Genomic DNA, 13,829 nt, shown 5'->3' with positions numbered 1-13,829 from the left:
TCTCTCTTTGCTAGTGTTGGTATGTTTGCCACCGGTTGCGGCCATTTTCTTTTGCTTTATACAACGCGGCATCTGCTTGTGCGATAAGGCGTGTCGAGGTGGTTCCGGGTATCAGAGTGGCGATACCGAGACTGATAGTAACATAAGGTATTACGGGTGAGGCTGCGTGTGGGATAGAGAGGGCCTGTAGGTTCCGCCTGATTCGTTCAGCTACTTCAATTGCCTGCTGCTCCACCGCATCGGGTAGTAAAATAATAAACTCCTCTCCGCCAAAGCGAGCAACAGCGTCATGTGTTGAACGAGTAGCATCCACCAGACATTGAGCGATTTTCACCAGGCATTCATCACCAGCCTGATGGCCATAATGGTCGTTGTACTTCTTGAAGTAATCGACATCCAGCATAACCAATGAAAGTGGCGTACCGCATTGTTGCTGGCGCTGCATAGCCTTTTCGAGAAGAAGATGAAAAGATCGACGATTGGCAATACCGGTAAGTGGATCATTATTCGCCAGGTCTTGTAGCCGTTTAATCAATTCTCTATTTTCTTGTTCACGACTAATTGCCAACACAAACCAGCCACGCAAGATTCGACGGCCAGACTCAAAAAGCCCCGCCAGAAGAAGATAGAGCAGCGCGTTCAGTACGGTCAGATCAGATGGATAAATAAAATTACAGACCAGAATCGAGATCCAAATTGGCAGGGTGAAACTCAGTAGCACTCGGCCATCAAAATAAAGTGAAATTAGTGCGGTGAAAATCAACAATGCTGCGAAGGGGAAAACAATCCGCGAATCGCCGCTTGCCAGGAATACATAAAAACATCCTACCCATAACGCGCTGATGCAAAGCAATGCTCCGTACAGAAATTTGCTTAACCACTCGGCATGTTGATCGTGTGCCATGCGCAAAATGAAAATGGCTGATGATGAGACTGCGAGAATTAGCCCCATAAGAATTTCCAGTATGGGTACTGATGCAATAACGCTGGCGATTTGCTGCGAGGGCGCGAAGTAATGCCTGCCTAAAATAAATAAGCAGAACAACAAATTAATCCATAGAAACCACGGGCCACTGACAGTGATTGCCCGTTGGCGCATGGTCTTAAGGCGGAGGTCTAAATTGGGTGAAGCCCTACGTCTTTCTGACAAACATCATCTCCGAATGCCGCGAGGCATGATTGGGTCCAAAAAACTGCGGAAATGTAACATTTTTTATTCAGCAAATTCAGCGTGTTTGAATATTTTTCCGAGTTACATAACAAAAGAAGACGGCTAGACTGACAACAATATTGTGGTAACACGTGGAGATAATGCAGTGGAAACCATTAAGGGATACCAGTTAAATGTGCCGGATGCCGTGTTTGCCTGGCAATTGGATGGTAAAGGCGGGGTCGATACCATTGAGGATAACGATGCCATTGATGCCGAACATCCTGGTTGGTTGCATTTGAACTATACCAATAGCGCCAGTGCAAATTGGCTTGCAACTACGCCGCTACTGCCAAATTATGCTCGTGATGCCCTGGCGGGAGAGAGCGTTCGTCCGCGAGTTACGCGCATAGGCGAGGGGACGTTGATTACGTTGCGCTGCATTAATGGCAGTACCGATGAACGCCCGGATCAACTTGTTGCCATGCGTTTATATATTGATGAGCGGCTTATTGTGTCAACGCGTCAGCGTCAAGTTTTGGCGCTCGACGATGTGGTGAACGATCTTAAGGAAGGCGCCGGCCCACTCGATTGTGGAAGCTGGCTGGTGGATGTTTGTGATGCGCTGACCGATCACGCAAGTGAGTTTATTGAACAACTACATGACAAAATCATCGACCTTGAAGATAACTTGCTGGATCAGCAAATTCCGCCACGTGGTTTCCTTGCTCTGCTGCGTAAACAGTTAATCGTCATGCGCCGTTACATGGCACCTCAGCGAGATGTTTATGCGCGCCTTTCGAGTGAGCGCTTACCCTGGATGACTGATGATCATCGTCGTCGTATGCAGGATATTTCCGACAGGTTAGGGCGCGGGCTTGATGAAATTGATGCTTGTATCGCGCGCACTGCGGTTATGACTGACGAAATTGCTCAGGTTATGCAAGAAGCAATGGGAAGAAGAACCTACACCATGTCACTAATGGCGATGGTTTTTTTACCCAGCACTTTTTTGACAGGGCTATTTGGTGTGAATTTGGGCGGTATTCCTGGCGGCGGCTGGCATTTTGGCTTCAGCCTGTTTTGTATCATGTTGGTGGTTCTTATAGGCGGTGTTGCCTGGTGGTTACATCGTAGTAAATGGCTGTAAAATTTAACATTTTTAACATACTGAAGGTTAAAAAAGGCGGCGATAGTTGAGCAAGGTCAATAAATGGAACGCCGGTTCAAGGCAATATCTCTCTCGCAGGTGAATGCAACGTCAAGCGATGGGCGTTGCGCTCCATATTGTCTTACTTCCTTTTTTAGAATTACTGCATAGCACAATTGATTCGTACGAGCCGACTATTAGTCGGCTTTTTTTTGTCTGCAATATGTGGTCTATGCTTAAAAGGAGTATTTACAGGAGGCAATGATGACTGTTTATCGAAGATTAGAGATGAGTGACCCGTCGTTTCCGAGTGAACCTACCCCAGTACCTGACCCGATCCCAAGACCGCAGCCGCTACCAGACCCACCACTAGATCCCGACCAAAGACCGATTATCGAGCCACCGCCGCACAGCTAGAGTAGAGGTTTCCCTCTCTCAGGCGAGAGAGGGAAGGTATGACTATTTTATTTCGAGGATATCGAGGCGTTGCAGAGGGGTTTCGCTGTCTTCGTCTTCTGGCTGCCAGCCCACGGGCTGCATAGGCAACTCTTCACGGTCGAACGCTAAATCTCCGCCATTAACGACTTCAGCGCCATGTTTCAGGCCTTTAAAATCGAACAATTCCGTGTCACACATATGCGAAGGCACAACGTTTTGCATGGCACTGAACATGGTTTCGATACGGCCAGGATAGCGTCTATCCCAGTCACGCAGCATTTCACCAATAACCTGGCGCTGCAGATTCGGCTGCGAACCACACAGGTTGCATGGAATGATCGGATATTCACGCGCAATTGCAAAACGCTCAATGTCTTTCTCACGGCAATAAGCCAACGGACGAATGACGATATGTTTCCCGTCATCACTCATCAGTTTTGGTGGCATACCCTTCATCTTGCCGCCATAGAACATATTCAAGAACAGAGTCTGAAGGATGTCGTCACGGTGATGACCAAGAGCGATTTTCGTCGCACCTAGCTCAGTTGCAGTGCGGTAAAGGATGCCACGGCGTAAACGAGAGCAGAGAGAACAGGTAGTTTTGCCTTCCGGGATCTTATCTTTAACGATGCCGTAAGTGTTCTCTTCAACAATTTTGTACTCAACACCGATGCTTTCCAGATACGCAGGCAGGATATGCTCAGGAAAGCCCGGTTGTTTTTGATCAAGGTTAACGGCCACCAGGCTGAAATTAATCGGCGCGCTTTGCTGTAAGTTGCGTAGAATTTCCAGCATGGTGTAGCTGTCTTTACCGCCTGACAGGCAGACCATAATACGGTCGCCTTCTTCAATCATATTGTAATCAGCGATCGCTTCACCCACGTTACGACGCAGGCGCTTCTGTAATTTATTCAGGTTGTATTGATCTTTCTTTGTAATTTCTTGTTTATCTTGCATTTTATTGATTTGCCGGTTGTTTCAGGGGCACCACAGGGGCACAGCCTATAGCGCGAGTTTTTGGTTTAGCATGCCGAACCGATCGCCGTTCATATCCTGTATCCAGGTTGAATCAATGTCATAAACCATTTGGGTATTTCATGGCCCATCTGGCTGGCGATAAATGACGGGTTTCTTCCCGCCAGCATGCATAAGTGTGGCGTGTATGGTACGGATTGCCACGGCGAATGCCAGCACGTTTTACAGCTGCGTTCCATCCGGGCTCAATTGAGGAAGGTTTTTGCTCAACCAGCCAGATTCCGGGAGCAAAAATGAAGCGTATTTATTGCGGTTGTCTCTACCAATATTCACTATGATGAAATAGGCAGAACATGCGAACTCTCTTGCTCAGCTGGCTTATTTCTGCGCAATTGTTGTTATAATAATCAGTAGCGTAAAAATACCACCTCAATAAATACTTATAGATTGCATGGGTAATTTCACTTATGTATTATGCCGCGCCGGCCGTTAACCCTCTCCAGAGTGTGTGATTATTAAATCGAATGTGTCGGTAGTATTACCAAACCGCCACTAGCTCATCGGGAAGAGCGGCAATCATAGGTTGTAGTACGGGGTTCGAGGCTCCGGTGGCGGACCAAAGCGGTCATCGTATAATGGCTATTACCTCAGCCTTCCAAGCTGATGATGCGGGTTCGATTCCCGCTGACCGCTCCAAAAAATCTGCTTACTCATCCAATAAAACCTTTCTGTACAAATAACATTCTGCCCAAAAAATAAATCCCTGAATGTTCCCATCATCAGTCGTATCGATCTCTGACCGTAACTCAAGACTTGCGATAAATTTCATGAAAATACTGACATGAAAGAAATTAACTTTTTCTAGTCTTAGATGATACAACCTCAATTGATAGCATAAAAAAGTGAAACACTCATGAAGCGTTCAATTCTCTCAGGCGGGTATAAATGTTAAAAGTGATTGCCGAAGATTTTATAAAACCAGAGGCTATAGAAATAGTGCTCCCACTTTATCTTGAGCTAGTTGAAGCTACAAAAAAGGAGCCACTCTGTATTGCCTATGACTTATATATTGATGAGAAAGATCCTGGGCATTTCGTTTTTATAGAGGAGTGGCCTGACCGCGCGGCTCTGGATGCACACTGCGCCAGCGAACATTTCAAACGCCTTGTGCCCAAGATTAATCAATACACTCGAAAAGAAGCGACTTTTATCCTGATGAACTCGGTTGGTTTCCTCAACTGAAAGCCTGCAGGCTTTCAGTTCGCCGCCCCGATAACTGTGCGTTATTTATTCATGGGCGTGTTAGGATGAACTCCCTTCATTGAAAGGCAAATCACTTTATAGCTCCAGGCTTACTCGCAATGCTTTTCACAGGCATATGAAAACTCACGCAAGAAAAACGAACAAAATTTAACCTATACTTTATAGAAGACTCTTGCAGCTGTTAAATCCCTGATGCCTGACACCCCATCCTGAGAGAACGTTTCTGATCTGATTGAACAACTGCTCCTGTGCGTTCACATCGCCTGATGAGCAAATTCATGAAATTAAATTTTAAACAGTGGTTTACCCCGAGTAAGTCACTGGAATTGCATCCAAAAACCCCTGATTGGTTGGGCAGTGAGCCTGCGAATGAAAGTCCTATCAAAGCTGAGCTATTTTCTGCGGCCCAAATGGAACGGTATGGCCAGAAGTTGGCGCGTTCCCATAAATTATCGACCACCAAGTTGCCTTACTACTTACTCAAGCGGCTGGAAGATAATGAAGCCATCATTACCCGTAATTGCTACCTGCTCAATGCGGGTGAAAAGTCAGGGATTACGCCTGCTGGCGAATGGCTGTTGGATAATTACTATCTTATCGAAGAACAAATTCGTGTGGTTCGCCATCACTTACCCAAGAATTTTGGCAAGGGGTTGCCGCCGTTAGCCGCGCCACATAATTGCCCGCGTATTTATGACATTGCCTCCGAAGCCATTGCCCACGCCGATGGCCGTTGGGATGCCGCCAGTCTGACAAGCTACATTGCAGCATACCAACAGGTCACGCCGCTAACACTCGGAGAACTTTGGGCGCTACCTGGAATGTTGCGCCTGGCGCTTATCGAGAATTTACGCCGGGTCAGTATCGAAGTCGCTGACGCGCAAGAAGAACGAAACCTTGCCGATGTCTGGGTTACGCGTATTTTTGAATGTGCCGAGAACACGCCAGCAGATTTGATTATGGTGATTGCGGATATGGCTCGTTCGCGCCCGCCATTGAGCAGTGCCTTTGTGGCGGAGCTAGTTCGCCGCTTGCAGGGGCGGGGGAATATGCTTTCTTTGCCGCTGACCTGGGTTGAACAGCGGCTTGCTGAAACAGGCGTCACTACCGATTACCTGATTCACCGCTTCAACCAGCAACTTGCTGCCAGCCAGCTATCGGTTAGTAACAGCATTGCCGGTTTACGTCTGCTAAGCGAAACCAACTGGGCAGACTTTGCCGAAGCCATGAGCCTGGTCGAACAGACATTGCGCCAGGATCCCGGTGGTATTTACCCGGCTATGCATTTTGATACTCGCGACCACTATCGGCACATTATTGAGATCTTAGCCCGGCATAGCCACCACAGTGAACCGGAAGTCGCGCGTCACATTCTTGAGATGGCACAGTCAGATGGTAACCATGTTGGTTATTATCTTATTGGGGAAGGGCGCTCGAAACTGGAACACCAGCTTGGGGCCAATACGTCGTGGGTCGTCCGACTACGCCACAGCTTTAATCAAATTCCGCTGCTTTCCTGGCTCGGTAGCCTGAGCTTGTTGACAACCGCATTTACAGCCGATGTTTTATCGCATACACACGAACAAGGTATGAACTGGCCGCTGGCGCTTCTTGCGCTGCCGTTGGTAGTGCTGGTTAGCCAGTTAGCGATTAATTTACTCAGTGAGGCGACGACTCGCTTTCGTTCACCGCTCCCGTTGCCACGTATGGATTTCTCGACTGGTATTCCGGCCGAGTTTTGCACCATGGTTGTTATTCCTTGCTTACTTACCAGCCGCGCGGGGATAGACAAACTGCTTAACAGTCTGGAAGTGTGTTACCTCGGTAACAACACGGCCAATCTGTACTTTGCATTGCTGACGGATTTTGCGGATTCGCCAGATGAAAACTCGCCGGAAAACGCCGAACTTCTGCATTGGGCTGAAGCGCAAATGCAAAATCTGAACCGCCGCTATGCCTCCGTTCCCCAGCCGCTTTTCTTTTTACTTCACCGCACGGCGCAGTGGAATGAACAACAAAACGTGTGGATGGGTTATGAGCGTAAACGCGGCAAACTGTCGATGCTCAATAGTTGGTTACGCAAACCCGCAGAACAATTTTCCGAAGTCCACAGCAATGTAATTAGCCCGCCTGCGGGGGTGAAATATGTCATCACGTTGGATAGCGATACCGTGCTGCCGCGCGATACTGCCCATAAGCTGGTCGCGACTATGGCGCACCCGCTTAATCATCCGGTCTACGATCCGGTAAAACAGCGCGTCGTCAAAGGATACGGTATTTTGCAGCCTGGGCTTGCTGAAGAGATCCCGCGTAACGGGCAGGGGCGCTATGCGGCTATGTGCAGTAACGTGCCGGGTAACGATCCTTATTCGATGATGTCATCGGATATTTATCAGGACCTGTTTGGTGAAGGCTCGTTCGTCGGCAAGGGTATTTACGATGTAGATACTTTTACGCAAGCCACACGCAATACTTGCCCGGAAAACCTGGTGCTGAGTCATGATTTACTGGAAGGGTGCTATGCCCGTTCCGGCTTGCTCAGTGAAGTGCTGCTTTATGAGCAGTATCCCAATAATTACCTTACCGATGTGGCAAGGCGTACCCGCTGGATACGCGGCGACTGGCAACTGCTGAACTGGCTCAAACTCAACCCCAGAAAAGCGGATGGCACGCGTGGCAAAAACCCGTTAACTACGCTTTCTCGCTGGAAACTGCTGGATAACTTGCGTCGTAGCCTGGTCGCACCCTCATTTCTTGTGTTGGTGTTTTGTACCCTTTTGCTGGTCCCGAATCCATTTTACTGGATATGCGTTTTGGCTGCGGTGCTGCTACTTCCCACTGCGCTGGTTATCGCCCAGGATATTCTCAATAAACCCGCACGGCGGCCATTCTTGCAACATCTGATTCTGGTGTCATCGGGTGGGCTTAAACGCCTGATGCGCATTGGCCTCGGGTTTATCACGTTGCCTCATGAGGCCGGTTATTCTCTGCATTCCATTGCGGTGACTTTATGGCGCCTCGGTATCAGCCATCACAATCTCAACCAGTGGGCCAGTTTCGACCAGAGCACTGAGAGCGCGAAAGCCTCGCCGGTGCGTTTTTATCGCGCAATGTGGCTCAATGTTATTGCCGGTTTGGCATTGATTCTGCTTGCGGCATTCCTGGCTCCGATGATGCTGTTTGTTGCACTACCCGTCGGTGTGCTGTGGTGTCTCGCTCCGCTATTATTAAGCTGGCTGAGCCGTGAACCTGCCCGCGCGTCCATCACATTTAATAATGAAAACAAAAGCCTGCTGCGCCAAAGTAGTCGCGAGATATGGGCCTTTTTTGAAACGTTCGCTACGGAGAAAGAAAACTGGCTCCCGCCGGATAATTACCAGGAAATTCCCCAGCCGGTGATTGCGCATCGCACATCGCCAACCAACATTGGTTTGTCACTGATGGCCAACCTGACGGCGTGGGATTTTGGCTATATTCCGCAGGGTGAAATGCTGCAACGCATCACGTTGACGCTCGACACGCTGGATAAAATGGAGCATTACCGCGGCCATTTATACAACTGGTACGACACGCGCACCCTGGTGCCGCTCAATCCACGTTATATCTCAAGTGTCGACAGCGGCAATATGGCCGGGCATTTGCTCACCCTCAGCGCAGGGCTAACGGGGTTGCGTAACCGGCCAATACTGAACACTGAGCAATTGCTAACGGGGCTCGATGATACATTACAAATTCTCGAGAAAGCCTGGGGGCAGCATGCACCGACATCGCTGCGTCAGCTTCGCAATCACTGCAAAACCGCTGCAACACTCCATCCGGCATTACTCTTTCCTGAATTGAAAAATATGCGTGCGCAAAGCAATCGCCTTCACGCACTTTGCAATCATGAAGAGGGGCGCATCCGCCGCTGGGTGGATCATCTCCAGCGTCAGTTAGTGCTTATCTGCCATGAATGGACTCATTTTCTCAGTTGGCTCCCCGCAAACTGGCAGGGTGAATCGTTGCCAACACTTTCCTGGCTGGCACAGGCCAAACATACAGGCGAAGGCAGTCCTTCAGAATCGGTGATCCGCCAGGCACGTACACGCCTGGATATTATTACGGAGCTGGAACAACGCCTGACTGAGCACGCGCGAATGGACTTTGCCTTTCTGTATAACGAGGTCACCAGCCTGCTCAGCGTGGGTTATAACTGCGACAATAATAAGCTCGATAACAGCCATTACGATTTGTTGCCTTCGGAAATTCGTCTTACCAGTTTCCTGGCAATTGCCACTAACCAGTTGCCGCTGAAAAGCTGGTTTGCGTTAGGACGGCTGTTTACCACCATTGATAACGAAACGGCGCTGATGTCGTGGAGTGGTTCAATGTTCGAATATTTAATGCCGAACCTGGTGATGCCGACTTATCCGGGAAGTTTACTGGAAGAGATGAGCCAGTCGGCGGTCAAACGCCAGATTGACTGGGGTAAAGAGCGGGGCGTGCCGTGGGGGATTTCAGAGTCGGGTTATTACTCCTTTGATGCGCTGCAAAACTACCAGTACCACGCTTTCGGTGTGCCGGGCCTTGGTTTGCGACGGGGGCTTGCAGATGACATGGTCATCGCACCGTATGCCACCATGATGGCGCTGACGGTTTCGCCACATAAAGCCTGCGAGAACCTGCTGAAGCTCGAGAAAAACGGCGCGCGTGGGGAGTATGGTTTCTACGAGGCGCTGGACTACACGCCTTCGCGTCTCGCCAGTGGCCAGATGTACGCCGTGGTTCGTTCATGGATGGCACACCACCAGGGCATGGCGTTCCAGGCACTTTCCCACGTGCTGTTGGGTGCACCGATGGTCGACCGATTTATGACCAGCCCGTCATTCCAGTCGGCTCGTCTGTTATTACAAGAACGGGTTCCTGATGCGGTAGAGTTGTACAGCCCGCGTCGTCATTTCGAATCTCACGAAGGGGTTCTGCAACCAGTTCAGTATGACACTCGTGAGTTTACCGACGTAGACAGCCTGATCCCTGAAGTTCAGTTGCTGTCGAACGCTGATTATCACCTGATGGTTAGCCAGTCTGGCGGCGGATACAGTCGCTGGAAAGATCTGGCGTTAACCCGCTGGCGCAGCGATGCAACCTGCGATAACTGGGGTGCATTTTGTTATATCAGTGACCCTGTCACGAATGAAGTGTGGAGCAATACCTGGCAGCCGCTCGGTGAGCCGGTCAGCCAGTACGATGTGATATTTACCGACGCGGGAGCTGAGTATAAATTGCTGGCGGGGACGGTCAGCGTTAAAACGCAGATTGTTGTCTCACCTGAAGATGATATTGAGCTGCGCCGTGTCACATTGCTGCATCGAGGGCGGCAACCGCGCACCATTGCGCTTACGACTTACGCAGAAGTCGTGTTGGCGCCGAATGAGAGTGATTTGGCCCATCCAGCATTCAGCAATTTGTTTATTCAGACCGAGCTGTTACCCGATCAGCACGCCATTCTCTGCCACCGCAGGCCTCGCGCTCCTGATGAAGTTTGCCCGTGGATGTTTCATACCATGGTGGTACATGGTCAGCCACCTGGCGACACCTCATTTGAAACCGACCGTGCAAAATTCCTCGGACGGGGAAGAACACCGTCCAATGCGGTTGCAACCTTACAAAGTGGCGCGTTGAGTAACAGCGTTGGGCCCGTGCTGGACCCCATTCTTGCCATTCGGCAGTCCGTCGTTTTACAACCCGGATTGCCGGTTACCGTCGATATTATTTACGGCGTGACGGAAAACCGCCAGCACAGCCAGGCGCTGATTGAGAAATATCACGACCACCCGATCGCCGATCGCGTATTTGAGCTGGCGTGGTCACATAGCCAGATAGTATTGCGCCAGATTAATGCCAATGAAGACGATGCAACGCTCTTTAACCGTCTCGCCAGCGCGGTGCTTTTCCCAGGCCCCGAACTGCGAGCGGACGCCAAAACACTGTGCCGTAACCGTCGCGGGCAGTCAGGCCTGTGGGGTTGGTCTATTTCAGGCGACCTGCCGATTGTGATTCTTAACATCACCAGTGATGAAAGTATTTTGCTCATCACCACTATGATTCAGGCGCACCATTACTGGCGTTTGAAAGGGCTGGCCGTGGACCTGGTTATCCTTAACGATAACCCTGGCGGCTATCAGCAAGAGCTACAAAACCAGATAATAGAGTTGATTATGGCCGGGTCTGAAGCCAGCCAGATAGATAAATCCGGCGGCATTTTTGTGCGCAACGGCGAACATATGTCGGCGGAAGATCGGCTTTTACTACTGAGCGTGGCGCAAATTGTGCTCGATGACCGGGCCGGCGGCCTGAAAGAACAGCTTAACCAGCGCCTCCAGGCAACAATTCCTGCACAACCGGCCTTTACACCGCGCCTGGGTATCCCCACCAATCAACACGATCCGTGGCAGCCAGATACCTGTGCACTGGTGTTTTTCAACGGACGCGGCGGCTTTTCGGAAGATGGCCGCGAATACCAGATTACGTTGGATGAAAACGACCAGACACCAGCACCATGGTCCAACGTGCTGGCGAACGCCAGTTTTGGCACCGTCATTTCAGAAGCAGGCCAGGCCTATTCCTGGTATGAAAATGCACACGAATATCGGCTCACGCCATGGGAAAACGACCCCATTAGCGATCGTTCTGGTGAAGCCTACTATTTGCGTGACGAAGAAAGCGGTGCGGTCTGGTCACCAACCACCTTACCGGTGCGCGGCAACGGGCACTATCTTTCTCGCCACGGCTTTGGCTACAGCGTCTTCGCTCACCGTGAAACCGGTATCGATACGGAATTGACAATACTGGTGGCAGAAAATGCACCGGTGAAAATTGCCATTCTGACGCTCAGTAATACTTCAGGGCGCACCCGCAAAATCTCCGTGACCGGTTATGTGGAGTGGACGCTGGGTGAATCTCGCAGCAAATCGGGTATGCATGTTGTGACTCGCGCGTCGACAACCGGACGCGGCTGTGGCGTGTTGGCAAATAACTTCTACAACAGCAATGGGTCGGAGAGAACGGCATTCTTCGCGGTGACGGGGGTGCATTGCTCAGTCACGGGCGACCGTCGGGAATTCCTTGGGCGCAATGGTTCGCAGCGCGATCCGGCGGCCATGAAGCTACGCACATTGTCGGATAAAACGGGCGCGGGGCTGGACCCATGCGGTGCAGTTCAGTCTGCTACTACGATGATTGATGGTGACCAACGGACGTTTATTTTTGTGCTGGGTATCGGGCAGAGTCCGCATGACGCGGAATCAATGATTAACCAGTATCTGAGCGAAGACGCCGCGCGTAGTGAACTGGCGAATGTTCACAGCCACTGGCATCGCATGCTCGACAAAATCGTCGTTTCTACCCCGGACCCTGCGGTTAACTTACTGGCTAATGGCTGGCTGCTTTACCAGACCATCGCTTGCCGCCTGATGGCTCGCAGCGGTTACTACCAGTCCGGTGGCGCTTTCGGTTTCCGCGATCAGTTGCAAGACACATTGGCTCTGAACCATGCCGCGCCGGAACGGCTGCGCGAGCAAATTCTGCTGTGTGCATCACGTCAGTTTGTTGAAGGAGATGTTCAACACTGGTGGCATCCACCATTAGGGAATGGGGTTCGCACCCGATGTTCTGATGATTATCTTTGGTTGCCGCTGTCTATTTGCCACTACGTTAAAACCACCGGCGACATCGGTTTGCTCGAACATCGCTTGCCTTACCTTGAAGGCCGTGAATTACAGCCAGGAGAAGAGTCGGCTTATGAACAACCGGTTATCAGCGCGCTTGAAGAGACGCTTTGGCACCACGGCGTAAAAGCCATTCGTCACGGATTGCGATTTGGTCAACATGGTTTGCCGTTGATGGGCGCGGGCGACTGGAACGACGGCATGAACCTCGTCGGGTTAGAAGGCAAGGGTGAGAGCGTCTGGCTTGGGTTCTTCCTCTATGATGTTTTGCAGCAATTTGCGCAGCTTGCCGAACAAATCCACGATGATGAAATTGCCGCAATGTGCCGTAAAGAAGCTGAAAAACTGCAAATCAATCTTGAGGCGGCTGCCTGGGATGGGGCCTGGTATCGCCGGGGCTATTTTGATAGTGGAGAAGCTTTGGGCTCGCAAAGCGCAAAAGAGTGCCAGATAGATGCTATCGCCCAAAGTTGGGCGGTGTTATCCGGTGCGGGAAGTGCGGAGCGGTGTGCGCAAGCGATGCAGGCGCTGGACTCACGCCTGGTGGATAACGAGGCGGGGCTGATAAAACTGCTTACTCCGCCATTTAACGGAAACGGGCCAAATCCTGGCTACATTCAGGGTTACCTGCCTGGCGTGCGTGAAAACGGTGGGCAATATACTCACGGAGCGATATGGGCGGTAATGGCATTTGCCCGTAGCGGCAATATTGAACGGGCCTGGCAGCTATGGTCGCTGATTAACCCGATCAATCACGGACTCACCGCGGATGCCATTGAGCGTTATAAAGTCGAACCGTATGTGATGACGGCAGATATTTATAGCGTTGCGCCACATACCGGGCGCGGAGGATGGAGCTGGTATACCGGTTCGGCCGGTTGGGCGTATCGGTTAATCATAGAAACCTTGCTGGGTATCAAACGCCAGGGTGACTCAATCACCGTTCATCCATTACTGCCACGCGACTGGCCTTATGTAAGCATGGTTTATCGACATGGTTCGAGTGATTATCAGATAAATGCGCAGCAAGGTGAGGGCGAATATCAGGTCATGCTGGATGGGGTATCGCAGTCAGGAAATACTATCCCGCTGATTGATAATGGGCAGCGGCACGTTGTAGAGATTAACGTAGGGGCAGAAACCTAAT

Annotated in this window: 6 protein-coding genes, 1 tRNA gene and 1 pseudogene; 5 read left to right on the top strand and 3 right to left on the bottom strand. The window is 50.7% G+C overall.

Features of this window, described 5'->3' with window-relative positions; genetic code table 11:
- Positions 1-10 precede the first annotated feature (10 nt).
- On the bottom strand, positions 11-1,099 hold the full coding sequence (locus GC128_RS06270; RefSeq protein ID WP_226812012.1) for a GGDEF domain-containing protein: 1,089 nt from the start codon (positions 1,097-1,099) through the stop codon (positions 11-13).
- Positions 1,100-1,316: 217 nt separating this feature from the next.
- On the opposite strand from GC128_RS06270, the gene zntB reads away from it, so the two are divergent.
- Positions 1,317-2,300, top strand: a complete 984-nt coding sequence (gene zntB, locus GC128_RS06265) for a zinc transporter ZntB (protein ID WP_151993581.1) — start codon at positions 1,317-1,319, stop codon at positions 2,298-2,300.
- A gap of 261 nt (positions 2,301-2,561) precedes the next feature.
- Positions 2,562-2,717 (top strand): proline-rich small protein YnaL, encoded by a 156-nt coding sequence (gene ynaL, locus GC128_RS23355; protein WP_456061803.1) that lies wholly within the window; start codon positions 2,562-2,564, stop codon positions 2,715-2,717.
- Between the two features lie 42 nt (positions 2,718-2,759).
- Here the strand turns inward: ynaL and ttcA are convergent, their stop codons facing one another.
- Positions 2,760-3,695: a tRNA 2-thiocytidine(32) synthetase TtcA gene (gene ttcA / locus GC128_RS06260; RefSeq protein WP_151993580.1), complete on the bottom strand. Its 936-nt coding sequence runs from the start codon at positions 3,693-3,695 to the stop codon at positions 2,760-2,762.
- Between the two features lie 45 nt (positions 3,696-3,740).
- Positions 3,741-4,017 (bottom strand): annotated as a pseudogene (locus tag GC128_RS23280) (site-specific integrase); the annotation flags it as partial.
- 317 nt (positions 4,018-4,334) lie between these two features.
- Here GC128_RS23280 and GC128_RS06255 point away from each other — a divergent pair.
- The 3 genes from GC128_RS06255 to GC128_RS06245 all read left to right on the top strand — a co-directional run bounded on the left by GC128_RS06255 (position 4,335) and on the right by GC128_RS06245 (position 13,828).
- Positions 4,335-4,409, top strand: a tRNA-Gly gene (locus GC128_RS06255).
- A 249-nt stretch (positions 4,410-4,658) separates the two neighbouring features.
- Entirely contained in the window at positions 4,659-4,955 is a 297-nt protein-coding gene (locus GC128_RS06250) for a putative quinol monooxygenase (RefSeq protein WP_151993579.1), read from the top strand.
- 299 nt (positions 4,956-5,254) lie between these two features.
- Positions 5,255-13,828: a GH36-type glycosyl hydrolase domain-containing protein gene (locus GC128_RS06245; RefSeq protein ID WP_151993578.1), complete on the top strand. Its 8,574-nt coding sequence runs from the start codon at positions 5,255-5,257 to the stop codon at positions 13,826-13,828.
- Position 13,829 lies beyond the last annotated feature (1 nt).

The organism is Buttiauxella massiliensis (assembly GCF_902500225.1).
GTDB lineage: Bacteria > Pseudomonadota > Gammaproteobacteria > Enterobacterales > Enterobacteriaceae > Buttiauxella > Buttiauxella massiliensis.
The sequence above is the reverse complement of the archived record's forward strand: the minus strand, read 5'-3'. Positions and strand labels throughout refer to the sequence as shown.

Excerpts from the sequence above, each read along its gene's own strand:
- GC128_RS06270 (WP_226812012.1), bottom strand. The coding sequence starts at position 1,099 with ATGCGCCAACGGGCAATCACTGTCAGTGGCCCGTGGTTTCTATGGATT.
- ynaL (WP_456061803.1), top strand. The coding sequence starts at position 2,562 with ATGATGACTGTTTATCGAAGATTAGAGATGAGTGACCCGTCGTTTCCG.
- ttcA (WP_151993580.1), bottom strand. The coding sequence starts at position 3,695 with ATGCAAGATAAACAAGAAATTACAAAGAAAGATCAATACAACCTGAAT.
- GC128_RS06250 (WP_151993579.1), top strand. The coding sequence starts at position 4,659 with ATGTTAAAAGTGATTGCCGAAGATTTTATAAAACCAGAGGCTATAGAA.
- GC128_RS06245 (WP_151993578.1), top strand. The coding sequence starts at position 5,255 with ATGAAATTAAATTTTAAACAGTGGTTTACCCCGAGTAAGTCACTGGAA.